The sequence below is a fragment of the Microvirga aerophila genome (genome assembly GCF_003332305.1).
Lineage (GTDB): Bacteria > Pseudomonadota > Alphaproteobacteria > Rhizobiales > Beijerinckiaceae > Microvirga > Microvirga aerophila.
Window position 1 is genome coordinate 20722 of sequence record NZ_QOIO01000002.1, and the last position, 26538, is coordinate 47259.

The 26538-nt window shown below is 64.1% G+C and carries 22 protein-coding genes; 10 read left to right on the forward strand and 12 right to left on the reverse strand.

The genetic code is table 11. The features are described 5' to 3' along the window. Window positions 1-79: 79 nt before the first annotated feature. From DRB19_RS30970 to DRB19_RS01380, 4 genes are all read right to left on the reverse strand, one after another. Window positions 80-2095, reverse strand: a complete 2016-nt coding sequence (locus DRB19_RS30970; protein ID WP_162815552.1) for a PD40 domain-containing protein — start codon at window positions 2093-2095, stop codon at window positions 80-82. Between the two features lie 142 nt (window positions 2096-2237). Beyond that, entirely contained in the window at window positions 2238-3311 is a 1074-nt protein-coding gene (locus DRB19_RS01370; protein ID WP_114184235.1) for a hypothetical protein, read from the reverse strand. Between the two features lie 79 nt (window positions 3312-3390). Continuing rightward, window positions 3391-3915, reverse strand: coding sequence for a SixA phosphatase family protein (locus tag DRB19_RS01375; RefSeq protein WP_114184236.1), 525 nt, complete (start codon window positions 3913-3915; stop codon window positions 3391-3393). Then, window positions 3915-4760 (reverse strand): AAA family ATPase, encoded by an 846-nt coding sequence (locus DRB19_RS01380; RefSeq protein WP_114184237.1) that lies wholly within the window; start codon window positions 4758-4760, stop codon window positions 3915-3917. Before DRB19_RS01380 ends, DRB19_RS01375 begins: the two co-directional genes overlap by 1 nt. A gap of 103 nt (window positions 4761-4863) precedes the next feature. Between DRB19_RS01380 and DRB19_RS01385 the strand changes: the two genes are divergently transcribed. The 5 genes from DRB19_RS01385 (at window position 4864) to DRB19_RS31440 (ending at window position 10307) form a co-directional block, all read left to right on the forward strand. Further along, entirely contained in the window at window positions 4864-6150 is a 1287-nt protein-coding gene (locus DRB19_RS01385) for a cystathionine gamma-synthase family protein (protein ID WP_114184238.1), read from the forward strand. A gap of 193 nt (window positions 6151-6343) precedes the next feature. Further along, on the forward strand, window positions 6344-8191 hold the full coding sequence (locus DRB19_RS01390) for a cation:proton antiporter domain-containing protein (protein WP_114184239.1): 1848 nt from the start codon (window positions 6344-6346) through the stop codon (window positions 8189-8191). Between the two features lie 53 nt (window positions 8192-8244). After that, on the forward strand, window positions 8245-9420 hold the full coding sequence (locus DRB19_RS01395) for a vWA domain-containing protein (protein ID WP_114184240.1): 1176 nt from the start codon (window positions 8245-8247) through the stop codon (window positions 9418-9420). Between the two features lie 6 nt (window positions 9421-9426). After that, a complete protein-coding gene (locus DRB19_RS01400; RefSeq protein WP_114184241.1) occupies window positions 9427-9990 on the forward strand; it encodes a hypothetical protein in 564 nt (187 codons plus the stop codon). Between the two features lie 185 nt (window positions 9991-10175). After that, complete coding sequence (locus DRB19_RS31440) at window positions 10176-10307, forward strand: hypothetical protein (RefSeq protein WP_276330589.1); 132 nt, start codon at window positions 10176-10178, stop codon at window positions 10305-10307. Between the two features lie 94 nt (window positions 10308-10401). On the opposite strand, the gene DRB19_RS01405 is transcribed toward DRB19_RS31440, so the two are convergent. Both DRB19_RS01405 and DRB19_RS01410 read right to left on the reverse strand, forming a co-directional pair. Beyond that, complete coding sequence (locus tag DRB19_RS01405) at window positions 10402-10827, reverse strand: universal stress protein (RefSeq protein WP_114184242.1); 426 nt, start codon at window positions 10825-10827, stop codon at window positions 10402-10404. Between the two features lie 15 nt (window positions 10828-10842). Further along, a complete protein-coding gene (locus DRB19_RS01410) occupies window positions 10843-11163 on the reverse strand; it encodes a 2Fe-2S iron-sulfur cluster-binding protein (RefSeq protein WP_114184243.1) in 321 nt (106 codons plus the stop codon). A gap of 320 nt (window positions 11164-11483) precedes the next feature. Between DRB19_RS01410 and DRB19_RS01415 the strand changes: the two genes are divergently transcribed. Next, window positions 11484-16190, forward strand: a complete 4707-nt coding sequence (locus DRB19_RS01415; protein WP_114184425.1) for an apolipoprotein A-IV repeat region-like domain-containing protein — start codon at window positions 11484-11486, stop codon at window positions 16188-16190. 371 nt (window positions 16191-16561) lie between these two features. On the opposite strand, the gene DRB19_RS01420 is transcribed toward DRB19_RS01415, so the two are convergent. Genes DRB19_RS01420 through DRB19_RS01435 form a run of 4 tightly spaced genes read right to left on the reverse strand, consistent with a single transcriptional unit; the run spans window position 16562 to window position 20813 of the window. After that, a complete protein-coding gene (locus tag DRB19_RS01420) occupies window positions 16562-17251 on the reverse strand; it encodes an ABC-type transport auxiliary lipoprotein family protein (protein WP_245439228.1) in 690 nt (229 codons plus the stop codon). Window positions 17252-17279: 28 nt separating this feature from the next. Further along, on the reverse strand, window positions 17280-18848 hold the full coding sequence (locus DRB19_RS01425) for an MlaD family protein (protein WP_114184245.1): 1569 nt from the start codon (window positions 18846-18848) through the stop codon (window positions 17280-17282). A gap of 8 nt (window positions 18849-18856) precedes the next feature. Beyond that, window positions 18857-19657, reverse strand: coding sequence for an ABC transporter ATP-binding protein (locus DRB19_RS01430; RefSeq protein ID WP_170148894.1), 801 nt, complete (start codon window positions 19655-19657; stop codon window positions 18857-18859). A 4-nt stretch (window positions 19658-19661) separates the two neighbouring features. Next, window positions 19662-20813: an ABC transporter permease gene (locus DRB19_RS01435; RefSeq protein ID WP_114184246.1), complete on the reverse strand. Its 1152-nt coding sequence runs from the start codon at window positions 20811-20813 to the stop codon at window positions 19662-19664. Window positions 20814-20893: 80 nt separating this feature from the next. Here DRB19_RS01435 and dgcA point away from each other — a divergent pair, with 80 nt between their 5' ends. Continuing rightward, window positions 20894-21877 carry an N-acetyl-D-Glu racemase DgcA gene (dgcA, locus tag DRB19_RS01440; protein ID WP_114184247.1) on the forward strand — a complete coding sequence of 328 codons (984 nt, stop codon included), beginning with the start codon at window positions 20894-20896 and terminating at the stop codon, window positions 21875-21877. Here dgcA and DRB19_RS01445 read toward each other — a convergent pair. Continuing rightward, window positions 21856-23022, reverse strand: a complete 1167-nt coding sequence (locus DRB19_RS01445; RefSeq protein WP_114184248.1) for an MFS transporter — start codon at window positions 23020-23022, stop codon at window positions 21856-21858. The genes dgcA and DRB19_RS01445 overlap by 22 nt on opposite strands. Window positions 23023-23162: 140 nt before the next feature. Here DRB19_RS01445 and DRB19_RS01450 point away from each other — a divergent pair, with 140 nt between their 5' ends. From DRB19_RS01450 to DRB19_RS01460, 3 genes are all read left to right on the forward strand, one after another. Then, a complete protein-coding gene (locus DRB19_RS01450; protein WP_114184249.1) occupies window positions 23163-23708 on the forward strand; it encodes a hypothetical protein in 546 nt (181 codons plus the stop codon). Between the two features lie 130 nt (window positions 23709-23838). Then, window positions 23839-24771 (forward strand): DMT family transporter, encoded by a 933-nt coding sequence (locus tag DRB19_RS01455; protein WP_114184250.1) that lies wholly within the window; start codon window positions 23839-23841, stop codon window positions 24769-24771. A 118-nt stretch (window positions 24772-24889) separates the two neighbouring features. Next, entirely contained in the window at window positions 24890-25507 is a 618-nt protein-coding gene (locus tag DRB19_RS01460; RefSeq protein WP_114184427.1) for a helix-turn-helix domain-containing protein, read from the forward strand. Window positions 25508-25545: 38 nt separating this feature from the next. On the opposite strand, the gene DRB19_RS01465 is transcribed toward DRB19_RS01460, so the two are convergent. Beyond that, window positions 25546-26514 (reverse strand): c-type cytochrome, encoded by a 969-nt coding sequence (locus tag DRB19_RS01465; protein WP_308494252.1) that lies wholly within the window; start codon window positions 26512-26514, stop codon window positions 25546-25548. Window positions 26515-26538 lie beyond the last annotated feature (24 nt).

Genomic DNA, 26538 nt, shown 5'->3' on the forward strand with positions numbered 1-26538 from the left:
CGCTTGAATGCAACACGGGGACACGCGAGACCGCTGCCTGCCCGCAAGAATCGCCAAGGGCGAGTATTGGAAGTTCGCCTCAGATCACGAAGAACTCGGAGGCGGTCATCTTGAGGTTCTTCTTGAGAGTGGCGATCTCCACCATCGCCTTCCCGCCCGAGCCGTCCTGATCGTAGTAGACCTTGCCGTTCTTCTTGTTGAACACGATGTAGTCGTTGCGGTCCTTGGCCTTGTCGAAGGCGAAGAATTTCCGGTCGACCCTGCTGGGTGCGTCCAGGGTGCCGTTCTTGCCGAGCTTGGTGAAGACCGCATTGTCCAGGTAAATGCTGTCGTTGCGCACGTCGTAGTCAGTGACCTTGTCCAGGTTGGTCCGCTTGTTCGGCCGGGCATCGAATACGAAAATGTCTTTGCCGTTACCGCCGGTCAGCACGTCCTTGCCGGCTCCGCCCCAAAGCTTGTCGTCTCCTAGGCCTCCCAAGAGCATATCGTTGCTGCCGTTGCCGATCAGCACGTTGCCGAACGCGTCACCGGTCAGTGTGTCGATCCCGGCGCTGCCCGAGAGTGTGTCCATCAGGGCTGTGTTACGCGCGGCCTGCCCGGTCGACAGGGTGATGGTGTGCGGCACGACCCAGGTCTGCGCGCCTTCCTTGACAGTCACCATGGCGGCCTTGGAGCCGGTGCTGGCGTAGGAATGCCGGAAGCTGGCGCTGCCGCCTGCAGGCGAGACGGTGTCGACCGCGCCATCGCCCCAGGCGACGCTCACGCTGGAGGCAGCGCCGACCCCGAGCTTGAGGTCGATGAAGCGCTTTTCGGCGATAGCCTGCCTGTAAGGCAGCAGGTTCGCGTCCAGGACAAAGATGTCCGTTTTTCCATTTGAATCGCCGGAAACAAGATTGCTTGCACCGCTTGCGAATGCAATGAACCGACCGTCTAGGCTGATTTCAGCGAAGCCGCTGTTTTGATTTCCCTGGGTTCCATCGGGTTGGTCCGTCAGGCGCAACAACTCACCAGTGAGCAGGTCCTTTCGAAAGACATCGGCGTTGCCATTCGTGTCTCCCGCCACCAAGTTATAGCTCAAACTCGTGAACACCACATAGCGGCCATCGGCGCTGACCACGCCTCCTACGCTATCTTCGACACCTTGAGTGCCGTTAACCGACGTAGAGACGCGCAGCACCTCCCCTGTCGCCAGATCCTTGCGAAAGACGTCGACGCTGCCGTTCGTGTCTCCGGCCACCAAGGCATCGCTCCAACTTGTGAACACAACATAACGGCCATCGGCGCTGATGCTGGATTCATAACCGGAGCCGGCAGTTTGAGCGCCGCTGACAGTCGTCGAAACACGCACGATCTCGTTGGTCACCAGGTCCTTGCGGAAAATATCGCTGCTGCCATTGGTGTCATTTTCAACCAGGTTGTTGCTGGCGCTCGAGAATATCACATAGCGGCCGTTGGCGCTGATGTGGGAATCATGACTTGGGTTGCTTCCCTGTTGGCCTTGCAGATTAGCGGATACGAGAGTCACGGCGCCTGTCAGCAAGTCCTTGCAGAAGATATCCTCCCGGTTGTTGGTGTCGCCTGCGACCAGGTTGCTGCTGTCGCTGCTGAACACGATGTAACGGCCATCCGGGGTTATGTGAGCGCTCTCGCTGCTGGCATTCCCCGCCGCGCCGCCTTGGGCGGTCGAGACACATACCAGTTCCCCTGTGAGCAAGTCCTTGCGGAAGATATCGTTGTTGTCGAGCGAGTCACCCACGGTCAGGTTGCCGGCAAAACTCTCGAAGAATACGTATCGGCCATCGGTAGTGATCTGGGGTGCATAGCTTCCGCTGTCAGCTTGGGTACTATCGGTCGCGGTCGAAACGCGAACGATTTGGCCAGTCAGCAGGTCCTTACGAAAGATGTCCTGTTTGCCGTTGGTGTCGTTCGCGACCAGATTGCTGGCTTCACTCGTGAACACCACGTAGCGCCCGTCCGAATTGAACGAGGAATAATAGCTATCTCCGTTGCCCTGAGCTCCATCCGCTGCGGTTGATATGCGGGTGAAAAAATTGGCAGTGTTGCTGGACGACAGAACATTTAATGTGAAAGGCATAGCAGGGCTCCCCGACACCGCCAGCAGGCCCTTGAGGGAAGGCCGCGCAGCCATATCGCGCTAAAGATTGTTATAAAGTTTCGTTATAGGAGCGCGGAAATCGCCGACAATCTGCGGGAATGTGCGAAATGGCACATGCCTGTCATTGGGAAGACGGCGCTCCTCCGCCACCCTGCAACGCCGCCCGCTCGCTTGCCGCCCGCTCTTTCATTCGCTGGATCGCCCCCTCGATGAGGTCTGGCGTGGCGCGCAGCACGCCGAGTTCAAAGGACGACATGGCGAGCATCACGGCGGCGAGGTTCGGCAGCGGGGTGCCATTGGCCTCGAAGAGTTTGAGGTCGTCCGTCGGGCCGATGCCGAGGGTTTCGACCATGCGGCCGGCATAGTTGCGAAGGCGCTGCTCGTCCGGGGCGCAGGCTGTGGACGTCTCGGGCTTTGGCATGGGTTTGGGCGCGACCGAGGCGGTGGCCGTTGGCTGAGCGGCGGGTCTGGGTGCCGGCCTTGGGGCCGGACGAGCCTCGCGAACGAGGGGAGCTGCCGGCTGGACGGCTTTCTTCTTCTCCCCCATTCCGGCGGCAATATCGGGCACCCGGTATTGCGGCGTCCGGATGGGCAGCACCATCGAAACCCGGCCGGGCTTGCCACTCGGACCGGCCTTCGCCGTGTACCGCACGCTCCCTCCCTTGCGCCGCGAGGCGAGATAGCGGGCGCGCAGGGTGCCGCCAATGCCTTTGACGGCCAGCATCGCCGCTCCGCCGAGGCTCGTCGCGATGTTGCACTCCGCCGGGGCCCAGCGGCGCACGATGTCGAGGGCCGATTTTCGGCCGAAGTTCAGGTAGTAGCGCCGCAGAAGGTTCGCGGCGGCATCCGCTCCGTGATCGGCGGACGCGAAGCCCACATGGCCTTCGCTGTCGGTGGCGAGTTCGCCATTCCAGCGGGCGCTCTTGATGCACCAATAGTTGTTGAGCTTGACACAGCGACTGACCACGGGACGCTCCGCCCTGAACAGGGCGGCCAGCACCACGAGCGACTTGGGCTGGAGATCGTCGACGGCCTCGAACCGCCAGTTGGTGACCTCCCGAGGCCCTGCCTCATAGCGCGCTGTGATGGGGGGCAGCGCGGCTCCGCCGGAGGGAACGGCAGGCGAAGGCTCGCCTCCGCCCGGCAGGAAAGCGCGGCCGGCAAGAACGAGCGCAACGAGAGTTTGCGGCACCATGATGAGGATCAGCCCCCGAATGCACAGAAAACCTTTGGGAAGGTTTCAGGCAGAACCATGGTGAGGTCATATGGATCTCTTAGTCGTCTTCTCCAGTCCCAAGGGACTTCGGCGTCGTGAAACGTTCGAGGCGGCCGGATCCGCGCTTCACGTCGCGCCAGCTATTCTCGGGAAAATCAATCACCGCGAGCCCGGCGGTGGGGTACTTCTGGCCGATCCTCAAGATGCCATCGCGGTCGCCGTCGCTGGCCAGTAGGGCCGCCAGATCCTCGAAGCCCGGATTGTGGCCGATCATCAGCAGGGTGGCGTTTTCCGGCTCGACCTCCTGCAGCACGCTCAGGAGCCGGGCGACGGGTGCTTCGTAGATGCGGGGGTCGTGACGGACCTCGATGTCGCCGACGATGGGCGCGACATGTTCCCAGGTCTCCAGGGTCCTGCGTGCGGGCGACACCAGGACCAGATCCGGCACGAGATCCTCGTTCTTGAGATAATTCCCCATCAGGACCGAAGCCTCGCGCCCGCGCTTGGCCAACGGCCGGTCCATGTCGAGGGTGCCCTGCGGCCAAGCCGCCTTGCCGTGGCGGAGAAGCATGAGACGCAGCATCAGCGGCCTTCCCGGCGAGCGATGAAGGCGAGCTTCTCGAAGAGGCTCATGTCCTGCTCGTTCTTCAGGAGGGCCCCGTGCAGCGGAGGGATGAGCTTGCGGGTGTCGCGCTCCCGGAGTTGTTCGGGGCCGATATCCTCGGACAGGAGGAGCTTGAGCCAGTCGAGCAGCTCGGAGGTGGAAGGCTTCTTTTTCAGGCCCGGAGCCTCGCGCACCTCGAAGAAGATCTTGAGGGCTTCCTCCACGAGGCGGTGCTTGATTCCGGGATAATGCACCTCCACGATGCGCTCCATGGTGTCGACGTTGGGAAACTTGATGTAGTGGAAGAAGCAGCGGCGCAGGAAGGCGTCAGGCAGCTCCTTCTCGTTGTTCGACGTGATGATCACGATGGGGCGGCGAACGGCGCGCACGGTCTCACCGGTCTCGTAGACATGGAACTCCATGCGGTCGAGCTCAAGCAGGAGGTCGTTGGGGAATTCGATGTCGGCCTTGTCGATCTCGTCGATGAGCAGAACCGGCCGTGTCTCGGCGGCGAACGCCTCCCACAGCTTGCCGCGCTTGATGTAGTGCCGGATTTCGGAGACGCGGGGGTCGCCGAGCTGGCTGTCGCGCAGGCGGGAGACCGCGTCATATTCGTAAAGCCCCTGCTGGGCCTTGGTGGTCGATTTGATGTGCCAGGTGAGAAGCGGCGCGCCAAGGGCCTTGGCGATCTCCTCCGCCAGAACGGATTTGCCGGTGCCGGGCTCGCCCTTCACCAGAAGCGGGCGCTCCAGAACGATCGCGGCGTTGACCGCCACCGTCAGATCCTCGGTCGCCACATAGGATTCTGTCCCGACGAAGCGCAATTGTCTCACCTTCCCTGTTACCAACGCGACCCTATGACCTGTCATCGCCTTTCGGCAACCGCCCTCATAGGGTAAGTCCATTACAAACGGAGAGGACTGACTTATGGCGTACAATCGTTATCACAAGGATCGCATCGGCAATCACAAGCTGAAGCCCGAGACCCTCATGCTGGGCTACGGCTATGATCCGACCCTATCGGAAGGAGCTGTGAAGCCGCCGGTCTTCCTCACCTCGACCTTCGTGTTCAACAGCGCCGAGCACGGCAAGGAATTCTTCGACTACGTAGCCGGCCGGCGCGAGCCCCCCAAGGGTGAGGCCGCCGGTCTGGTGTATTCCCGCTTCAACCATCCGAATTCCGAAATCGTCGAGGACAGGCTCGCCATCTTCGAGGAGGCGGAGGCGGGCCTCCTCTTCTCGTCCGGCATGTCAGCCATCTCGACCACGATCCTGGCCTTCGCCAAGCCCGGGGACGTGATCCTCCACTCGCAGCCGCTTTATGGCGGCACCGAGACCCTGATCGCCAAGACGCTCGCCAATTTCAGTATCCAGGCGGTCGGCTTCGGAGACGGGGTCGACGAGGCCGGCATCCGCGCCGCCGCCAAGGAGGCGCAGGCCAAGGGCCGCGTTTCGGTCATCATGATCGAATCCCCGTCGAACCCGCTCAACACCCTCGTGGACATCGCTCTCATCCGCGCGGTGGCCGAAGAAATCGGCGCAGCGCAAGGCCACCGGCCGATCATCGTTTGCGACAACACGCTGCTCGGCCCGCTCTTCCAGAAGCCGCTCAAGGACGGAGCCGATATTTCGGTTTATTCGCTGACCAAATATGTCGGCGGCCATTCGGACCTGATCGCCGGCGCGGCCTTGGGCTCCAAGGAGCTGATGAAGCCGGTCCGCCTCCTGCGCTCGGCCATCGGCACGCAGCTCGACCCGCATTCCTGCTGGATGCTCGGGCGCTCGCTGGAAACCCTGGCGTTGCGCATGAACGCGGCGAACCGCAACGGCGAGATCGTGGCCGCGTTCCTGAACGAGCACCCGAAGGTCGTGAAGCTGCACCACCTCGCCTATCTGCCCGAAGGCTCGCGAGCCCGGGAAGTCTTCGAGGCGCAGAGCAGCGCTCCCGGCTCCACGTTCTCGTTCGACGTGGCCGGCGGCGAGGCTGAAGCCTTCCGCGTGCTCAACGCCCTTCAGGTCTTCAAGCTGGCCGTGAGCTTGGGCGGGACGGAATCCTTGATCTCGCACCCCGCCTCGACGACCCATTCGGGCGTGCCCAAGGCGACCCGCGACCGTCTTGGCGTGAGCGACGCAACAATCCGCGTTTCCATCGGCATCGAGCATCCGGACGACCTCGTGGCGGACCTCGCCCAGGCCTTGGCGACGCTGGAGTAAAGCCCTCGCCTCCTCGTCATGCCCGGCCTTGTGCCGGGCATGACGGCTTAGGGGACGGCCATGGCACGTGGATGTCGCTTGGCGTGCTCGCCGCTGCATCACTCTGCCGTCACCGCACTCAGATTGCACCGAATCCAGCCTTGCTCTACGGACGTCTCTCAACCCATGATGATCTGAACTTGGACAGGGATTGATGGCCGTCTCGATAGACCTGCATGCTTATCAGGAGCCGATCCTGTTTCTTGCGACGGCGGCCATCGTCGTGCCGGTCTTTCACCGGCTGAGAATTAGCCCGGTCCTTGGATTCCTCGGTGCGGGCGCCCTGCTCGGACCCTATGGGCTCGGGCGGCTCGTGCCGAACCATCCTTGGGTCGACTGGCTGACCTTCACTAATCCGGAAGGCACGTCGCATCTTGCGGAATTCGGCGTCGTGTTCCTTCTTTTCACCATCGGCATCGAACTGTCCTGGCAGCGCCTGCGGACCTTGCGCCGGCTCGTGTTCGGCTTCGGAACGCTCCAGGTCTTCCTGTGCGCCCTGGCGATCGGAATCCTGGCGCTCAACTTGATCGGCAGCATCACGGGGGCCGCCATCGTGGGCCTGGGTCTCGCCCTTTCGTCGACCGCCATTGTGATTCCGGTGCTGGCCGAACAGCGGCGGCTCAACACCGCGGCCGGGCGGGCGAGCTTCTCGGCCCTTCTGTTCCAGGATCTCGCCGTTGCGCCGATCCTGTTCACCATCGCGGTATTCGACACGGGCCAACCCGAGGTGACCATGTCGTCCTTCAGCTGGGCGCTCTTTCAGGCGGCCCTGGCGCTGGCGGTAATCGTGGGCCTTGGGCGGGTGGTGCTTCGGCCCTTCTTTCAGCTCGTCTCGGCCACCAAGAGCCCTGAGCTCTTCATGGCAGCCTGCCTGCTCGTGGTGATGGTGACGAGCCTGATCGCCGCCGTGAGCGGCCTGTCCATGGCGCTGGGCGCTTTCATCGCCGGCATCCTGCTGTCGGAAACCGAGTACAAGCGCGCCGTGGACGTGACCATCCAGCCCTTCAAGGGCCTGCTGCTCGGCGTCTTCTTCGTGTCGGTGGGCATGAGCCTCGACCTGTTCCGTTTCCTCGAAGCCCCGTTGGCAATCCTGGGGCTCGCCACCCTCGTCATCGTGGTCAAGGGCGTGATCATCTTCGCCCTGGCACGGCCCTTCGGCCTCTCGGCAGCGGATTCGGCCGAGACGAGCCTTCTCCTTGGTCCTGGCGGTGAATTCGCTCTGGTCATCTTAGGGAGCGCCATGGTGGCCGGGCTCGTGCCCATCGGGATCGGCCAAATGCTCCTTCTGGTCACCACTCTCACCATGGTGGCCATTCCGCTCCTTGCCCGCCTCGGTCTGCGCCTGAGCCGCCGCATCTCCGAGCGGCGTCCCCTCGACGCCGTCGCGGCCGTGCCTCCCCCGTCCGATGAGGTCGGGCGGGTGATCATCGCGGGCTACGGGCGCGTCGGACAGCTCATCGCCGAAATGCTGGAACGCCATAAGGTCCCGTTTCTTGCGGTCGACATGGACCCGGCTCGCGTGGCGGCAGAGCGAAAAGCCGGAAAGCCGGTCTACTACGGTGACGCATCGTATCCGGAATTCCTGCGCGCTTGCGGCATCGACCGGGCCCTCGCCCTCGTGGTGACCCTGGACACGCGCACCTCCGTCGAGGCGGTGGTGGGGGCGGCCCGGCAGGAGCGCTCGGACATCACCATCGTGGCCCGCGCACGCGACGCCAAGCATGCGGCGCAGCTCTATGAGCTTGGCGTCGACGACGCGGTTCCGGAGACCATCGAGGCCTCCCTGCAGTTGAGCGAGGCGGTCCTGGCCGATATCGGCGTACCCATGGGCCTCGTGATCGCGTCCATTCACGAGCGCAGGGATGAGTTCAGGACAATTCTCAAAGCCAGCAACCGCATACGCGACGCCAGTCGCATCGAGTTCCGGGCAAGGCGCACGGTAGGGAAACCTTCGACCGCGACCCCGACCCTCAACGAACAGGCCGCGCAGGGCGAATTGTAACCCGGCACCTGATTGACCCTTGACCTCCGTGCCCGTTGCCGGACACTGGCGCGATGCTTCTCAACCTCTTTACCGAGCTGCGCGCGGCCAAGATCCCAGTGACCTTGCGGGAATATCTTTCGCTGCTCGAAGCCCTCGACCAGGATCTGGCCGACAAGCGGATCGAGGAATTCTACTACCTGTCCCGCGCCTGCCTGGTGAAGGACGAGCGTCACTTCGACCGGTTCGACCAGGTGTTCAGCCAGGTCTTCAAGGGCCTCGAGACGTTGGGCCAGGCCGTGGAGGAAGCCGACATCCCGGACGAATGGCTGCGCAGGCTCGCCGAGCGCTATCTGACCGACGAGGAGAAGCGCCAGATCGAAGCCATGGGGTGGGACAAGCTCTTCGAGACCCTGAAGGAGCGGCTGAAGGAGCAGAAGGGCCGGCATCAAGGCGGCAACAAATGGATCGGCACTGCCGGCACGTCGCCTTACGGAGCTTATGGGTACAACCCCGAGGGCATCCGGATCGGCCAGGACAAGAACCGCAATTTCAGTGCCGTGAAGGTGTGGGACAAGCGCGAGTTCAAGGATTTCGACGACACCGTCGAGCTTGGCGTGCGCAACATGCGCGTGGCGCTGCGCCGCCTGCGCCGCTTCGCCCGCACCGGTGCAGTGGAAGAACTGGATCTCGACGAGACGATCCATGAAACGGCCCACAAGGGCTATCTCGACGTCCGCCTGCGTCCAGAGCGCCGGAACGCCGTGAAGGTGCTGCTCTTCCTCGACGTGGGCGGATCCATGGACTGGCACATTCAGGTGGCCGAGAAGCTGTTTTCGGCAGCCCGGCTCGAATTCAAGCATTTCGAGCACTTCTATTTCCACAACTGCGTCTACGAGAACCTCTGGAAGGAAAACCGCCGCCGCTTCGACGAAAAGATCCCGACCCTGGACGTCATCCGCACCTATCCGTCGGATTATCGGGTGGTTTTCGTTGGCGACGCCTCCATGAGCCCTTATGAGATCCTGATGCCGGGCGGATCGGTGGAGCATTGGAACGAGGAGCCCGGACAGGTCTGGCTCCAGAAAATCCTGCACCACTTCCCCAAGGCGGTCTGGCTGAACCCGGTGACGCGCTCCCATTGGGCCTATACCCAATCGATTGCGCATATCCGTCAGCTCTTCTCGGACCGCATGTATCCGCTCAACCTGGAAGGCATCGATCAGGCGATGCGGGAATTGGTACGTTAAGGGCACATGACACAGACCTATCAGCACAGTCCCCGCCCCGTGGGCGGGCCTATCTCTTTCACCCTCAAGGGCGAGACGCTGACGGTGGATTCCGGCCGCAAGGTTCATGAAGTCCAGCTGGGAGCGGTCGAATCGGTCAGGATGACGTTCGAGCCCGGGCGGCTGGGCCGGAAGGCTTACCGGACGAAAGTTGTGATGAAGGATGGCAAGGCGTTTTCGTTCACGTCCCTCAGCTGGAGGAGCTTGATCGAGGCCGAGCAACTCACCCAGGAATACCGGGCCTTTGCGCACGCCCTGTTCGAGGCCGTTCGGCGCGCCAATCCGAACGCCCGCTTCATCGCCGGGAAGCCCTGGTGGCTATGGCTTTCTACCACGATCCTGGGAGTCGCCTGCCTGTTGGGCATGGCATTCCTGATCTGGCAAGCGGTCCAACGTGGCCTCACGGATGTCGCCCTGCTGGGCGGGCTCTTCGTCGCTATCGGCGCCTGGCAGATCGAGCCAATGGTGAGACTCAACAAGCCGCGGGCCTTTCGTCCCGAATCTCCGCCGCCGAACCTTCTGCCCGCCTGAGTTTTACAATCTGGGATTTTTTGACCCTCGGTCATTCCCTCCCGCCGATTGAAGAAACTCAATTATTTTCGGACGAGATGCCCCTGGCTCGAAAATTTCATTGACGAGTCGAGCAATATTGAAATGTAATATCATTATGCTTTGTCGGAGAGAAGTCCGATGGAGCCTCACCAAGGGGTAAAAGAATGAAACTCAGTTCATTCGTTAAAGTCGCACTTGCTCTTGCTCTCGTCGGCGGCGCCGTATTCGGCACGGTGGCGATGCAGAAGGAGCAGCGGATCGTCGTCGCGGTCAAGGGCGACCCGACCCAGTGGTAATCTAAGGCACTCTTCCGGGCCGCTTGGCCCGGGGGGCGTTCTTCCAAATCCCACCTTGCCGCAGCGTTTTCGCTGCGGCTTTTTTATTGGCCGTTCAATCCCGGACGACAAGGACCGAGCATCGGGCATGGCGCACGATGGTCGAGGCGTTCGAACCGAGCAGGAAGGTGGCCATGGTCGGCCGGTGCGATCCGATCACCACGAGGTCCGCCCCGGTCTTTTCGGCCTCGTCCAGAACCTCGTTATAGACCGAGCCCAAGCGCACAACGGCGGACACGGACTCGGCCGGAAGGTCGATCTTCGCCGCGATCTCCGCAAGCCTTATCTCGCTTTCCCCCTGCTGCTCCTCGTCGAAGGCCGGGGGCATGAACTCCATATAGGTGACCGGCACGATCGGACGCACATAGACCAGCCGCAGGGTGCCATCAGCGCTTTTGGCAAGCTCCACCGCCTTGTCGATGGCGGGCTGGGCGGCTTCGACCTCGCCGAGATCGACGGGAACCAAGAGCGTCTTGAACATGGCGAAACCTCGCGTTCAGCCTTGGCGGGTGGGGGTGTGGACGACTAGGCCGTCCAGCTCGGGCCTGACGCGGATCTGGCATGAGAGCCGTGAATTCGGCCGGACGTCGAAGGCGAAATCGAGCATGTCCTCCTCCATCGGCTGCGGCTGCCCCGTAGCACTCTCCCATTCCTCATCCACGTAAACATGGCATGTGGCGCAGGAACAGGCGCCGCCGCATTCCGCTTCGATGCCGGGAACGCCGTTGCGGATCGCGGTTTCCATCACGGTCGCGCCCTCCTCGGCTTCGACTGTGCGGGCCGTGCCCTCGGCATCGATGTAGGTGATGTTGATCATTGCGGACCTCTGTCTTACGGCGCATATTTAAAGCAGCGGGCACCGGAAAACGAGACACCGGACACGATATCGCGCCATCTTCCTGCCTTATTTTACCCGGCAGCACTGGTTACCGAGCCGTTAACGACGTTCTCAAGTGATGGGGGGCATCGGGTTCCCTTCACCCGGACCGGCCGCTAAACTCGTTTGGTAAATGGCAGGTTACCTACCGGAATTTACCGTGAAAGGTTATTTCGGTTCGTACTGATGTCGTGTTCGGGTTATCTTGGCCGACAGCAACGGCATTGACCATCATCAGTTGCGTCACGAGGGCGGATTTCATGGCGATCGAGACGAAGAAGATGAAGGATCCGGCAGAGGCTGCTCTGTCTGCTGTCGAGCATGCGCTCAATCTCGACGACGAGACATTCGTGCTCCAGACACAGAACCGGTCCGGCGATCCCGCCTCCTCGGAAGAGCCCCGTCTTCCCGATATCGACGATCACGACTTCACCAGAGGTCCCTTCGGCCTCGAGTCCGAGCCCGGCGAACGGCAGGAATCCCAAAGGAGCGCTCGCGACGCGAAGCCGGAGGACGCGCCCCGTTCCGGCTTTGTCGCGCCCGACCGGAACGCCGTCGCCAACGATGACCGGCAGAATGTCGGCGTCATGCTGCAAACTCTCCAGGTTCGTCCCTCCCGGGGGGCTTATGTGATCGCGACCCTTGCGTCGCTTCTCTGGCTGGGAGCGGCCGGGGCCTTCCTGTATTCCAGGGGCATCACCACTCCCGAGCAGGTCCTGGCCACCTTCTCGCCGACCCAGCTCGCGATCGCGGGCGCCGTGCTCCTAGCCCCGATTTTCTTTTTCTACATGGTGGCGATGATCACCGTGCGGGCGCAGGAGATGAAGCTCGTGGCCCGCGCCATTGGCGACGTGGCTCTGCGCTTGGCCCAGCCCGAGAATTTCTCCACCGACGCCGTGTTGTCGGTCTCGCAGGCGGTGCGCCGCGAAGTTGCCGCCGTCGGCGACGGCGTGGAGCGCGCTCTGGCCCGCGCCGGTGAGCTGGAGACGCTCGTGCGCAGCGAAATCTCCACCCTTGAGCGCGCCTATTCCGACAACGAGATCCGCATCCGCTCGCTGGTGGACGAACTCGTCACCCAGCGCGAGGCCATCGTGGCCAATGCCGAGCGGGTTCGCGGCGCCATCAACGGCGCTCACCAGAATTTCACTCAGGATCTGGACGAGACCGCCGAGCGGCTCGTATCAGCCGTTCAAGGCGCAGGCGAACGGGTCAGCGGCTCCCTGGAGCAGCGGGGCGAGCAGATCACACAGGCGCTTGGCCGGGCCGGCGAACGGGTCATCGAAGAGATGGCGAGCCGCGGCGTCGAGCTCGTCCACCGCATCACCGGCACCACGGAAGACATCAAGGTCGGCATCGCCGAAGTCGGGACCGTCATCACGGGCGCCCTCGAGAGCAAGGCCCAGGACATCACCGGCGCCTTCGAGCGCACCGGCGACGTGCTGACCCGCCACCTCCAGGATGGCGCGAGCCAGGTGACCCGCACCCTCGCGGAGACCGGCCGCGGCGTGATCGACGCCCTCGCCCAGCAGGGCAACGACGTGCGGGAGGCTTTCGAGAGCACGGCCAAGACCCTCGAAGAGAGCTTCATCCTGCGCGGCAGCGAGATCACCGAGAAGCTCGCCGCGACCGGCGGCGTGATCGCCGACGACATTTCCGCCCGCACCACGGAGCTGCGCGACCAGATCGCGGCGGCCGGCATGGGCGTCAGCGAGGAAATCGTCTCCCGCGGGGCATTGGTGCGCGAGCAGCTCTCCTCGACGGGCGCCTCGCTCGTTGAGGAACTGACCGCGAGCGGCACGAATGTGCGTGAGCAGCTTGCCTCCACGGCCACCGAAGTGGTCGAGCAGATTGCCCTGCGCGGCAGCGAGGTGCGCGAGCAGCTCGAGAGCGCCGTGCGCCTTGCGGACGAATCCATCGGCAGCCGGGTCGAAGACCTCGCCACCCGCCTGGAGGCCGCAAGCCAGCGGGTCAACGAGACCGTCACCGTTCAGGGCGAGACCTTGGAAAGCAGCCTGTCCCAGGCAGGCGAGCGCATCGCCGCCCTCATGGGCGCCAAGGTGGAGGAGTTCCAGAACGCCTTCGAAACCCGTGGCCAGGAATTCGGCGAGACCCTGTCGCACCATGCGGATGAGACGCATGTTCGCCTGGCTTCCACCGGCAAGGACATCGTCCTGGCCATCGCCAGCCAGGGGGCGCGCATCAACGAGGCCCTCAACCGCACGGCCGAGACCGTGGACACCCGCGGCAGCGTGATGGAGACCACCCTCGGCACCCGCCTTGCGGCGTTCGAGGAGGTTATGGCTCGCGGCGGCGAAGTGGCAGAGCGCATCTCCAACGATGTGGGCAGCCTGACCGAGACCATCAGCGGTCGCTTCGAGGAGATGAACCGCCTCATCACGGTCCAGGGCCGCACCATGGCCGAGACCTTCTCCGAGCGTGCCCGTGAGGCGACCACCGCCATCGAAAGCCAGCTCACGGCCCTCGAGGAGCATGCCTCCCGTCGCACCACAGAGATCACGTCGAACTTCGACACCATCGTCGAGCGGGTCGATCAGGCCCTCGGCGCCCGGGCATCCGCCCTCAACGAAGCCCTCGTCGTCCGGACGGGCGAAATGGCCCGGGTCATGGCGGAAGGCGGACGCGACGTATCGACCGCCCTTCAGGCCCGCGTGGACGAGATCAACCAGGCGATCACCGCACGCACCGGCGCCATCGCGGACGCCATCTCGGCCAAGGCCGACCAGATCGGCGAGACCCTTGCGGCCCGCGCCACCACGTTGAACGAGACCCTGGGTGAGCGCGCCGATCAGATTTCCGAGACGCTGAGCACACGGGCTCTGGAAATCAACCAGATCCTCGGCGACCGCGCCGGCGAAATCACCGAGACTCTGGGCACCCGTGCGTTCGAGATCAACCAGACCCTCGGCAGCCGCGCCCAGGAGATCGCCGAAACCCTCGACGAGCGGGTGGCAACCTTCGAGGAGCGGGTCGTGAACCGCCTCGAGGGCGTGGTGGGCGCCATCGACGACAAGAGCCAGTCCGTGCTCGGATCCCTCGGCACCCAGATCGGCGAGATCAGGAGCATTTTCGACACGCAGGGCCTTTCCCTCGTGGCGAGCCTCAACGACCGGGGCCAGGAGATCGGCCGCGAGGTTGCGGCCATCAGCGACACCACCCTGCGCAATCTCGAAGAGCGCAGCAATGCGGTCATCGCCAGCCTGCAGGACCGCAGCGCCACCATGCTGTCGTCGCTCCAGGAGCGCACGATGGAGCTGACCTCGTCCTACATGCAATCGACCGAAGTTCTGCGCGCATCCATCGACGAAAGCGCCGCACGAACCGTCGAATCCCTCGTGGGCACCAACCAGCGCCTGCAGGGCGAGCTGTCGGAGGTAATCGGCCGCCTGCAGGACGCCAATCAGACACTCCAGCAGGTATCGGCCAGCGCCAGCGGCAATCTCGGAGCCATCGAGGACGGATTGGCCGGGCGTGTCCAGCAGATCGAAGGCCTCCTGTCGGAGGTCGCGGTTCAGACCAACCGCGCATCGGATCAGGTCTCCGAGCAGGTGGATGCCCTGCGCAACGTATCGTCCGGCGCGTTCCAGGAAGCATCGAACCTTGCCCGCAGCCTGGAGGAGCGCGGCCGTTCGCTCGCCGACAGCACCCGCGAGCAGATGCAGACCCTGACCGCCGCCGCCGCCGCTCTCGAGCAGGTGGAAGCGCGCGTGAACGCTGCCCTGAACGGTCGCCAGGACGCTCTCAACGACCTCCTCGAGCGGATCAACCAGCGTTCGCAGGACTTGGAAACCGTCACCCGCACCTTCACGACGCTGGTGGAAGGCTCTCTGCAGAACGTGGAAGGCAAAGCCCGCCAGATCGGCACCGTGCTGGCCGACTCGGCGCAGGCCACCACCCACGCGATCAGCGAGCAGTTCGAGCTCATCCGCTCCTCCACCGGTGAGGAAGGCGAGCGGACTGCCGCCGCCCTGCGCACGGCCTATGAGCGGGCTGCCGCCGAAATGGCCGAGGCTCTCGGCAACGCCACCACCAAGTTCCGCGACACCATGGGCGAACTGCGCGGCATGACGGGCCAGATCCAGCGTGAACTCGAAGCTACCCGTGCGGAGCTCCGCCGCGGCGTCGTCGAGCTGCCCCAGGAAACCCAGGAAACCACGGCCAACATGCGCCGCGTCGTGGCCGACCAGATCAAGGCCCTGAACGAGCTGTCGGCCCTGGTCTCACGCTCCAACCGTGGCGTCGACGCCGCCCCTGCCGCCCCGGCTCGCCGCGTCAATGAGGCTCCGGCGGCAGCCGTTGCGGTGGCTGCCATGCCGGCCCCGACGCCTGCTCCGGCTCCTGCCCCGGCTCCAATGCCCGTCGTAGCCCGGCAGGTTGTCGAGCAAAGGGCAGCTCCCGCGCCAGCTCCTGTGGCGCCGACTCCCGTTGCCCCGGCCCCGGCGCCAGTCCGTCAGGCGGCTCCAGCCGTGGAACGTCCGGCTCCGGCCCCGGTTCGCGATGCCTCCCGTGGCGGCGGCTGGCTTTCGGATCTCCTGAACCGGGCGTCGCGGGATGACGAGACGGGCCCAGGCCGCGGGCCTGCGCGCGCCGACCGCTCCCGGGTCAACAGCCTCGAATCCCTGGATTCGATCTCGGTCGATATCGCCCGGATGATCGACCACGACGCCGCCGTCGAACTGTGGGACCGCTACAAGCGCGGTGAGAGCAACGTCTTCACCCGCCGCCTGTACACGATCCAAGGCCAGCAGACCTTCGACGAAATCCGCCGCAAGTATCGCCGCGACGACGAGTTCAAGCAGACCGTCGACCGGTATGTGGAGGAGTTCGAGCGCCTGCTCGCCGAGGTTTCCGGCGATGATCGGGACTCCATGCTGACGAAGACCTACCTGACGTCGGAAACCGGCAAGGTCTACACCATGCTGGCCCATGCGAGCGGCCGTTTCGACTGACCGGCCGACCTACAATATGATGAAGATGGCCGGCCTTGCGCCGGCCATCTTCATTTCTGGACCAAGCCGATGCGGCATTGGGTGATAGCACACTCACCGGCATGGCCGGGCTCGTCCAGGCCATCTACGTCTTGGGGCTGCATAGAGGAAAGACGTGGATCCCCGGACCAAGTCCGGGAATGACGGTGGAGGTGTTGCGCCTAACACGTCATCCCGGACGCCGCAGGCGATCCGGGATCGTGTGCCGAAAGAGGCGCCATTCTCGCTGAACGATCCCGGGTTCCGCTGACGCGGCCCCGGGATGACGGGAAACTCAGTCTGAGGAGCACGGAGGCTCGACGAGCCTGTCTTGGACTTGAATGTCCTTAGGCTCAGGCCGGAGGCGTACCGGCGGTGTCACGGCGCTCTTCCTGGCCTGGGGCAGTACTGGCCGTTGCTCCAGGCTCGTCCCGGCGCGGAAGCGGGCTCCTGCTTACCCAGCGGACGATGTCGAGCATGGCCACGGAAAGCGCCTCGTCGAGAGCCCGGGCCGCATTGGGAGCGTCCACGGTGGCCGCGGGAGTCCTTGCCTTGAAGATCCGGCCGCTCACGATCCGGCCGTTCGTATCGTTGACGATCTTCACGGAGATCTCGACGACAGCCTCGTTGCTGGGAGTGGCGATCTCGAAGCTTCGAAGCTCGGACACGAGTTGGACGTCCCCCACTGCGCCGCTGCTCGGCCGCGAGACGCCCCGCAACTGGGATGCATTCTCGAAGGTGTTGATCAGGCGCGTCTGGATCAAGCGGGGCAGGTTGTCGGACCATTGCCCTCCCCCCAGGAACGAGACCGTCCCGCTGGCGTCCTTCACGAGGATCTGCTGAGTCGAGAGAGTCTGCAGAGCGGCGGGCTCGGCTACCAAAACCTGAACCCCGGACGTGCCGCCGATGCGCGACGTGGGCGCCGAGAGGTCGAAGGTCGTCGGCGCCGGTCCGGACGAACAGGCGCAGACTAAAGCCGCAAGAACCATTGCGGGCGCGAGCCGCGCAAGCGACCTGACCTGTCCGACGGGATGAGGCAACACGGATGATCCAAACATACTGCTCTACAGACTAACGGCGACCGTTGTATTGCGGGAGGTTCGACTGGGTGCCGAAGAGAAACTGCTGTGGATTACGCTCGATGCTCCGGACCGCCCGACTGATGTCGCCAAGGGTCCTGCGGCCCTCGACAGCAAGAGCCTCGTACTCGCGCAGACCCGAATCCGTGAACCGGCCGAAGCCCTTGAGAACGCCCTCGGTTCGGGTGTTCAGATCATCGGCGAGCTCGCGGACGGAGATTGCTGCCGCCCGGATCTCATCGAAAGCTCCCTTGCCGGACTCTCCCGAAGCGGACCCGAGGAACTTCTCGGCTCCTTGCAGGACGGCGTCGATGCGATCTGCGGACTTGTTGAGCTTTTCGGTGATGGAGCGCGCCTCCTGGATCGCCTTGTCCACGTCGGGGGAGCGCCGGCTCAGGGTTTGGGTGAACGTGTCCACATTGTCGACTGTCCGGCCGATCTTCGCCGGGTCGATGGCCTTGGCGACCTCGCCGATCTCCGTGAGCGCGGTGTCGAGCTTGGGGGCCGACTGATTGAGGCTGGCCACGAGGCTCGCTGCGTCCCGCAACGCGTTGTTGATGGCCTCCCGGTTCTGGGCGAGGGCCTGCGTGAAGCCTTCCGTGTTCTCGACGATGCGGGCAACGCGCTGGCTGTCGACGGAACCTACGACTCGGTCGATGTTGTCGATGCTGCGCCCGACCTTCGCCGGATCGATGGTGCGGGTGATGTTGGCGATGTCGTTGACCGCGGCCTCCAGCCTCGGAGCCGTCTGATTGAGCCGTCCCACAAGGCTCGCCGCATCGCGGGTCGCCGTGGTGATGGACTCGCGGCTGTCGCCCAGGGCCTGGGTGAAGTTGTCCACGTTCTCGACGATCCGCGCCACCCGCTCGCGGTCCACGGAGCGAACCACCTCATCCACGTTGGTGGCCAAGGTCTCAAGCTTTTCGGCGAGCGGGCCCACCTTCTCGGCCGCCTGCCCGACTTGGGCGAGGAATTGGTCGATGCCTTCCGCGTTCTCGCCGAGCGCCTGCGAGAAGCGCTCCACGTTCTGCACCGTGCGGTTGATGGACCCCTCGTTGTCCGAGATCACCCGCCCAACCCGCTCCAGCACGTCGTCGGCCCGCCGGGCGATGTTGCGGGCGGATTCGATGAGATCCTGGAAGTCCGACCGGTCGGCGAAGATGGTCGGCAGAGGCTGCCCGGGCCCTGCCACCAGGGGTGGGGAGCCGGGCTCGCCGCCGGACAGGGCGATGGTGGCTACGCCCGTCAGTCCCTGCATTTCAAGGCGGGCGCGGGTGTCGGCGCGGATGGGGGTGCTCCCGTCGAGCTGCGCGATGGAGACCACCCGGCGCGGATCCTCAGGCAGCAGGCTGAGCTCGGTCACCTCGCCAACCCGCAGGCCGTTGAAGGATACGATCGACCCTTTCGAGAGACCTGAGACCGAGCCCGAGAAGACGATGCGAACCGTCTGGCTCGCCTGCCCCCGGTCTCCGCCGGAAAACCAGTAGACGAAGCCGAACGCCGCCGCGATCACCGCCAGGGTGAACAAACCGATCAAGGCGTAATTTGCACGCGTTTCCATCACAAATCCTACGCGCCGCTGGCCATGGCCGCACGAGCCCGTTTCCCATGAAAATAGGAGCGGAGCCAAGGATTATCCGACGCCAGCAGCGTCTCGATAGGGCCCTCGGCCAGTATCTTGCCCTCACCCAGCGCAGCGATTCGGTCACACACCGTGTAAAGGCTGTCCAAATCGTGCGTTACCATGAATACGGTTAGGCCCAAAGTCCGTTGCAGCGTTGCGATAAGCTCGTCGAATTCACCGGCTCCGATAGGATCGAGGCCGGAGGTCGGCTCGTCCAGGAAGAGAATGTCCGGATCGAGTGCAAGGGCGCGCGCAAGGGCCGCACGCTTGATCATGCCGCCCGACAGCTCAGAGGGCAGCTTGTCGGCCGCATCCGGCTTCAAACCGACCATCTCGATCTTGAGCATCGCCAACTCGTCGAGGAGCCTGTCCGAGAGGTTGAGATACTCCCGCATGGGCACCTGCACGTTCTGCTTTACCGTCAGGGCTGAAAATAATGCGCCCTGCTGGAAAAGAACCCCCCAGCGACGTTCTAGCAGGCGCCGCTCCGACGGCGACACCTCATCCAGGTTCTGGCCCAGGACCTCGATGGTGCCGGCCCGCTTTGGGACGAGCCCCAGGATCGTGCGGGTCAGGACCGACTTACCCTGGCCGGACGCGCCTACGAAGCCAAGGATTTCGCCCCGATAGACGTCGAGATCGAGCCCCTTCAGGATGGTTTTCTCGCCGAATCCAACCTCGACGCCGCGAGCGCTGATGATCACTTCGCGGTTCCTGTCCGGAACGGGATGGCGTTGGTCGAGCATCGCTTCAGTACCTGATGGCCGCGAAGAACATGGCGAAGAGACCATCGAGCACGATCACCATGAAGATTGCCTTCACGACCGAGGAGGTGACGTGACGGCCGAGGGACTCGGCCGACCCCTCGACGGCCAACCCCTCGAGGGTCGCGATGATCCCGATGATCAGGGCCATGAAGGGCGCCTTGAAAAGACCAACCAGGAAGGTGTTCATGCCCACGGCCGCCCGCAGGCGGGAGAGGAAGACGTCGGGGCTCACGTCGCCATAGAGCCATGCGGTGATGCCGCCGCCCGAGAGGGCCGCGATGGACGAAATGAACGTCAGCAGCGGCAGCCCGATCACGAGCGCCAGGATGCGGGGCACGATCAGGACCTCGATGGGGTCGAGGCCCATCACCCGCAGCGCGTCGATCTCCTCCCGCATCTTCATGGAGCCGATCTCGGCCGTGAAGGCGGATCCGGACCGGCCCGACACCATGATGGACGTGAGAAGGAGGGCGAGCTCCCGCAGAACCAGGATGCCGATGAGATCGACCACGAAAGGAGTCGCGCCGAAGCGCTGGAGCTGGAAGATACTCTGCTGGGCCACGATGCAGCCGACCAGGAACGAGATCAGGACGATGATCGGCACGCTCCGATAGGCAATCTGTTCGAGCTGGTTCACCACGGCCGTGCCGCGGAAACGGCGGGGATGGGTGACGACCCTCACGATGGCGGAGGCAAGCTCGCCGAGGAACGCCACCCCGTCGACCAGATCCCGGCCCGCTCCAGCGACGCTTTTGCCCACATCCACCAGGAAATCGACGGCTTTGGAGCGCCGGACTGTCGGCTGTTCCTGAAAGCCCCGATAGGCAACCTCGTTGAGAAGGATCTGCTGCTCCGGGCTGGCATGGGTGAAATCGGCCCCGAGGCCGCGCTCGCCCAGCTCGTGCCGCGTGCGGTCGAGCACCCAGGCGCCTAGGGTGTCGATCCGCCCGACGCCGGCGAGATCGAGGATGACGTGATGCTGCCCCGCCTCGGCGGCGATCTCGCCGGCCAACGGCTCCACCATCTCGGCGTGCTCGGCGGTCCAGTGCCCGGCCAGCTTGGCCGTCACCCTGTCGCCCGCGCGCTCGATTTTCACTTGCGGCTCTTGAGCCAAGATGCTCTGCGCCACTGTCATCCTTCCGGCATTGATTCCGCTTGGTGATAGCGTGTCGCTGCGCCACAAGTCGAGCCGAAGTTACGAAAGAAGTTCACAGAATGCGCCAGCTCACCGTGTCGGTCGACCGTTTCCCCATCGCCGGCAAGTTCACGATCGCCCGCGGGTCCCGCACGGAAGCCGTGGTGGTCACCGCCAGGATCGTTGAAGATGGGGCGATTGGGCAGGGTGAATGCGTCCCCTACCCCCGCTACGGCGAGACGGTTGAAGGCGTCGCGGCGGCCATCGAGGCGATGCGGCCGCAGATCGAGGCAGGGCTGACCCGGGAAGGGCTTCAGACCCTCATGCCGGCGGGGGCGGCCCGAAACGCCCTGGACTGCGCCCTCTGGGACCTGGATGCGAAGCGCTCCGGGATCCGCGCCCATGTGACGGCAGGCGTCAACCGGTGGCTGCCTGTCACCACCGCCTACACGATCAGCCTCGATACGCCCGAAGCCATGGCCGAGGCCGCCGCAAAGGCTGCGCACCGGCCGATCCTGAAGGTGAAGTTCGGGGGACCGAGCGGAGACCTAGCGCGCATCGCGGCCATTCGGGAGGCCGTCCCCGATGCCGTCCTGATCGCCGACGCCAACGAGGGTTGGACCGAGGAGAACATCGCTGGCCACCTCGCCGCCTGCGCCGAGGCCGGATATGCCTTGGTGGAACAGCCCCTTCCGGCCGACCGGGACGAGTTCCTGCGCGATCTGTCCCGTCCGGTGCCGATCCTCGCCGACGAGAGCGTGCACGACCGGCCGAGCCTCGACAGGCTGGTGGGCCTTTATGACGTGATCAACATCAAGCTCGACAAGACCGGCGGCCTGACCGAAGCCCTGGCGCTGGCCGACACGGCGGAGGCCAAGGGCTTTGCCCTCATGATCGGCTGCATGGTCGGATCCTCGCTCGCCATGGCCCCTGCCCTGGTGCTCGCGCCCCGCGCCCGCTTCGTCGATCTCGACGGCCCCCTCCTCCTGGCAAAGGACCGAGAGCCCGGTCTCGTCTACGAGGGCAGCATCGTCCACCCGCCTCAGCCGGCCTTGTGGGGCTGAGCCCGGAGGCGCATGACGGCCAGGAGAGTAAGGACGAAGCCGAGAGCGCCGAGAGGCGCCATCGCGGCGAAGACGTCCCCGCCGCCGTCCTTATAGATCATGCCGCTCACGATGGTGGAGCCCGCCGTCGCCAGGGCGGCCAGGGATCCGTAGATCCCTTGCGCCCGCCCGCGCACCCCTGGCGGCGACAGCGCGGTCAAAGCCGCCATCATACCGAGATGCGAGGCGCCGAACGACAGGCTGTGCATGGCCTGAAGCACGAAAGTGACGGCAAGGCCTGGGCTGAGCGCCATGATAGCAAAGCGGATCGCCGCCGCGCCTGAACCGATCAGCAAAAGCCCAAGACCGGAGCCGCGCCCCACCGCTTGGCCGAGCATGATGAAGACCAGGATCTCGGCAATGACCCCGATTGCCCAGAAATAGCCAATGACGGAGTCTGCGAAGCCGAGCGACCGCCAGTGGATACTTGCAAAGGCGTTGAGGGCCCCATGGCTGCCCTGTGTGACGGCGGCGGCGATCATCACGATCCACAAGACGTGTGGGAGCGCCTTCGAAACGGGAGAGGTTGCCTCCGCGTCCGTAACCCTGCCCAATTCCTGGTCGGGCACGAGCCATGTGGCCACGATGGCCATGAGGGGGATGAGCGTCAGAGCCAGGATCACCGCGTTGGGGCCGAATGCGCCGATGAGATATCCGCCCGCGATGTTGGCGATGAAGAACGCAATCGAGCCGCACCCGCGAATCCGGCCGTAGTTCAGCTGCGGATGGCGCTGCACCGCCGAGATGGTCATGTGGTCGTTGCCGGGAATGATCGCCGCCTGCGCGACCGACACGAGGGCGACAAGCGCGATGATCGTCGCGTTGCTCTCAGCCAGCATCAGGAGCGGGAACCCGACCACCTGCCCGAGATGGCTTGCGACAAGCAGGCGGCGCGCCCCGAAGGACCGGTCGGCGAGGCTCAGCAGAGGAGCCGTCGCCACGATGCGGACGACAATCGGAATGGCCACGACGAACCCGATGAGAGCCGGGGAGAGCGCCTTGCTCTGCAGCCACAGGGGAAAGAACGGCAGGTAGAAGCCGTGACCGAAGAAGCTTGCGGCCTGCAGGGCGCACAGGCGAATGGCGAGGGATTTGTCGGAAGACATCGGGCCGTGGTGTTTCAGAATTACGCTGCGAAAGCAAGAACGCGGTGCAATACCGGAAATGAAAGCGTTGAAGGGGTTGAGGGGTCTGCAGGTTTGGACACAATGGAATCAGGCCCCACTGCAGAAAATGGATTGCCAGCATGACCGATGACGAAACGCCCGTCACGTTCAGCGACGCGGAATACGACGCCATCGAGGCCGCCGTGATGGAGACGGAGCGCGGCCGCTGGTTCCTGCGCGAATATGCCAAGCGCAATCGCAATGCCGATACGGAGGCTGTCCTGGCCGAGTTGGGCAAGCTCGAAGCGGCAATCAACGGCGATGAGACCGGGCGAACGATGGATGTCATCAGGGCGGCTCTGCGCGACATGGCGCGATCGGTCGCCCAGACCAGGCAGGAGATGGGGCTTGCGCCCAGCGAGAGCGATGACCTGAAGAGCTTCGTCGAAGCCGTGTCGGAGGCGGCCGGACCAGAGGGCGAACGCGAGTTCGAAGTCATTGCAGAGCAGCGCATCCGGCATATTCTGAAGACACTGCGCTTTCTCGAAGGTCATATTCGCGGACTGATGGCGCTTTGCGAGCCCGATAAGCCCGTTCCGGATGGAGAAAGTCCCTTTCCGGGAAAAGCCCGATTAGCCGACGGAGCTGCCATTCACCCGGGTTCGCACTCGTCCTTTCTCATGTAAGCGCGGCATCCTCGCGATCTTGCACCGGCTAAACCTATGCGCTCAGCGCAGGTTGTTCCTGCCCGAAAGGGGTTCACGTAGAACCGTCGACGTGGTTGGTTGCGCGACCATCTCAACGCGACTCGATGTTTTGAAACCTCTCCTCGGGATCTCCCTCAAAGTCCTGTCGGCCCTCGTCTTCACGATGATGTCCGTGACGCTGAAGACGCTGATGGCCCGCTATCCGGTCGGCGAAGTCGTGTTCTTCCGCTCGGCCTTCGCGCTGCTGCCCCTCCTGGCTTGGCTCAGATGGCAGGGAGATCTTATCAATTCGGTGCGTACGAAGGACGTGAAGGGCCATTTCCTTCGCGGCATCATCGGCACCTGCGGCATGTATCTCGGCTTCGCGGCCCTGTCCTATCTGCCGCTCCACGACGCCATCGCCATCGGGTATGCCTCTCCGCTGCTCGTCGTGGTCCTGGCCGCTCTTCTGCTCAACGAGAAGGTTCGCGCCTATCGGTGGACGGCGGTCGCCGTTGGCCTCATCGGCGTCCTAATCATGCTGTCGCCCTACCTTCAGGGCGGCGCGTTCACCGGGACCCTGAGCGGAGGGCCGACCCTCGGGGCGGTCAGCGCGCTCCTGGGAGCGTTCTGCTCGGCAGGCGCGATGATCCAGGTCCGCCGCCTCACGGCCACCGAAAAGACCGGCGCGATCGTCTTCTACTTCTTCATCCTGGCCTCGGGCCTTTCCCTTTGTACCATCGTCTTCGGCTGGCGCATGCCCGACGCGTTCGATCTCATGCTGTTCGTGCTTGGAGGCATCCTCGGTGGCATCGGCCAGATCCTCCTGACCGAGAGCTACCGCTATGCGGATGCGTCGATTATTGCGCCCTTCGAATACACCACCATGATCTGGGCCTTCCTGTTCGGCTGGTTCGTGTTCGGCGATCTCCCCACCCTGACCGTGCTGACGGGGGCGGCGATCGTAGCCGCGACAGGGTTGTTCATCGTCTGGCGCGAGCACCGGCTCGGCCTGATCCGATCCAAGGAACTGAAGGTCGTGTCGCCCAAGCCCGGCGGCTGAAGGCCCTGCACACCGCGAAAAATCTTCCGCGACCTCCCAGATGCTTGACCCATCCAGGCTGTTACCCCACAACCTTTTTGAGGAACGAACGTTCGGTTTTTCAGAACAGGCGGGTATGATGGGCGTTGAAGGCAAAGAGCGGCACCGGGAACTCGAGACTGGCGCTCAGGTTCTGTCCGGCCATATGGGTAAGACGATCCAGCGGCTGCGCAAGGCCTACAACCTGTCCCTGTCCGAACTCGCCGAGCAGTCAGGCGTCGCCAAGTCCATCATCAGCCAGATCGAGCGGAACGAAACCAACCCGACGCTTGCGACCATCTGGCGTCTGAGCCAGGCCCTGGACGTATCCATCGAGCGGGTTCTGGCCACCAGCGACGAAGAGCCCTTCATCGAGAAATCGTCCCGGGCCGACACGCCCATCCTCGTTTCCGAGGACGGCAAGATGCGGCTGGCCATTATCGGCTGGCTCAAGACGATCGAATGGCTGCAATGGTACGACGTACAGTCGGAGCCCGGCGGCGTACTCGACTCCGACAGCCATCAGCGCGGGTCGGTCGAATGCCTTTCGGTCCTCGAAGGCGAGTTCGAGGTCGAGGTCGCAGGCGTGACTCAGCGAGCCAAGACCGGCGAGACCCTGCGCTATCGCTGCGACCGTCCACACTCGGTCCGCTGCGTCGGAGACGCTGCGGGGCGCGCCACCATGGTGTGCATCCTCAAAGCGGCGGTCATGGACTGACCGCTTTCCCCAGCTTATCCCCAGCCTTTTCCAAAGACTTATTCAGGCTTCTTGAAGCCTTCCTTGGGCGAAAGCGAAAGAATGTACTCCGCCATGGCCTGACGGTCCGCGTCCGGGATCTGTGAGGTGTTGCGCACCACCGACCCCATCGGCCCGCTGACGGTGTCGAAATTCGGCGTCTCTCCCGTCGTGAGCAGCGTCACGAGTTCCTCTGGACTCCAGCCGCCGATGCCGGTGGGGCTCGGGGTGATGTTGGGAACGACGCCGCGTCCCTCCGGATCCGGTCCGCCGGCGAAACGGCGCTCGTCTATGATCGCGCCGGCAAAATTGCGCTCGCTATGGCACTCGGCGCAATGGCCGGGCCCGTTCACCAGATAGGCCCCTCGGTTCCAGCTCTCGGATTTCGAGGAGTCTGGCGTGAACCGGTGACCGTCCAGGAAGGCGAGCTTCCAAAGGCCGACGCCCCGCCGGATGTTGAACGGGAACGGGAGATCGTGGTCTCGCGCGCGCCCTTCGACAGGCGGAAGCGACTGCATGAACGCGAACATGTCGGAGAGATCCGCGTCGCTCATCCGCTGGTAGGACGTATAGGGAAAGGCCGGGTAATAATGCCTGCCGTCCGGGGACATACCTTCGCGCATGGCGCGGATGAAGTCGGCGGCGCTCCAGGAGCCGATGCCGTCCTGCTCATGCGGCGAGATATTGGGGGTGTAGAAGGTGCCGAATGGCGATTCCAGCGCGTAGCCGCCGCCGAGCCGCAGGCGATCCTCCTGGTTCGGCGTCGAAGTCTGGCCTGGATTGGGCGTTGCATGGCAGGAGGTGCAGCCTCCGGCGAAGAACATCGTCTTGCCGTTCTCCAGGTTCGGTGCGCTGCCGGATGCGGCCGGAGGCGCAGCAGCCGTCTCGCCTCGAATGAGACGGTAGGCTGACGGAGACGTCAGTGCCAGGAAGCCCAGCGCTCCGAACGCGATCAGAAAGAGCAGCCCCGCAAGCGCCCTGCGCATCATCCAACCTTTCGTCAAAACGGGCGG

Coding starts and splice junctions, on each gene's coding strand:
- DRB19_RS30970 (WP_162815552.1), bottom strand. CDS start 2,095: ATGCCTTTCACATTAAATGTTCTGTCGTCCAGCAACACTGCCAATTTT.
- DRB19_RS01370 (WP_114184235.1), bottom strand. CDS start 3,311: ATGGTGCCGCAAACTCTCGTTGCGCTCGTTCTTGCCGGCCGCGCTTTC.
- DRB19_RS01375 (WP_114184236.1), bottom strand. CDS start 3,915: ATGCTGCGTCTCATGCTTCTCCGCCACGGCAAGGCGGCTTGGCCGCAG.
- DRB19_RS01385 (WP_114184238.1), top strand. CDS start 4,864: ATGGCGTACAATCGTTATCACAAGGATCGCATCGGCAATCACAAGCTG.
- DRB19_RS01390 (WP_114184239.1), top strand. CDS start 6,344: ATGGCCGTCTCGATAGACCTGCATGCTTATCAGGAGCCGATCCTGTTT.
- DRB19_RS01395 (WP_114184240.1), top strand. CDS start 8,245: ATGCTTCTCAACCTCTTTACCGAGCTGCGCGCGGCCAAGATCCCAGTG.
- DRB19_RS01400 (WP_114184241.1), top strand. CDS start 9,427: ATGACACAGACCTATCAGCACAGTCCCCGCCCCGTGGGCGGGCCTATC.
- DRB19_RS31440 (WP_276330589.1), top strand. CDS start 10,176: ATGAAACTCAGTTCATTCGTTAAAGTCGCACTTGCTCTTGCTCTCGTC.
- DRB19_RS01405 (WP_114184242.1), bottom strand. CDS start 10,827: ATGTTCAAGACGCTCTTGGTTCCCGTCGATCTCGGCGAGGTCGAAGCC.
- DRB19_RS01410 (WP_114184243.1), bottom strand. CDS start 11,163: ATGATCAACATCACCTACATCGATGCCGAGGGCACGGCCCGCACAGTC.
- DRB19_RS01415 (WP_114184425.1), top strand. CDS start 11,484: ATGGCGATCGAGACGAAGAAGATGAAGGATCCGGCAGAGGCTGCTCTG.
- DRB19_RS01425 (WP_114184245.1), bottom strand. CDS start 18,848: ATGGAAACGCGTGCAAATTACGCCTTGATCGGTTTGTTCACCCTGGCG.
- DRB19_RS01430 (WP_170148894.1), bottom strand. CDS start 19,657: ATGCTCGACCAACGCCATCCCGTTCCGGACAGGAACCGCGAAGTGATC.
- DRB19_RS01435 (WP_114184246.1), bottom strand. CDS start 20,813: ATGACAGTGGCGCAGAGCATCTTGGCTCAAGAGCCGCAAGTGAAAATC.
- dgcA (WP_114184247.1), top strand. CDS start 20,894: ATGCGCCAGCTCACCGTGTCGGTCGACCGTTTCCCCATCGCCGGCAAG.
- DRB19_RS01445 (WP_114184248.1), bottom strand. CDS start 23,022: ATGTCTTCCGACAAATCCCTCGCCATTCGCCTGTGCGCCCTGCAGGCC.
- DRB19_RS01450 (WP_114184249.1), top strand. CDS start 23,163: ATGACCGATGACGAAACGCCCGTCACGTTCAGCGACGCGGAATACGAC.
- DRB19_RS01460 (WP_114184427.1), top strand. CDS start 24,890: ATGGGCGTTGAAGGCAAAGAGCGGCACCGGGAACTCGAGACTGGCGCT.
- DRB19_RS01465 (WP_308494252.1), bottom strand. CDS start 26,514: ATGATGCGCAGGGCGCTTGCGGGGCTGCTCTTTCTGATCGCGTTCGGA.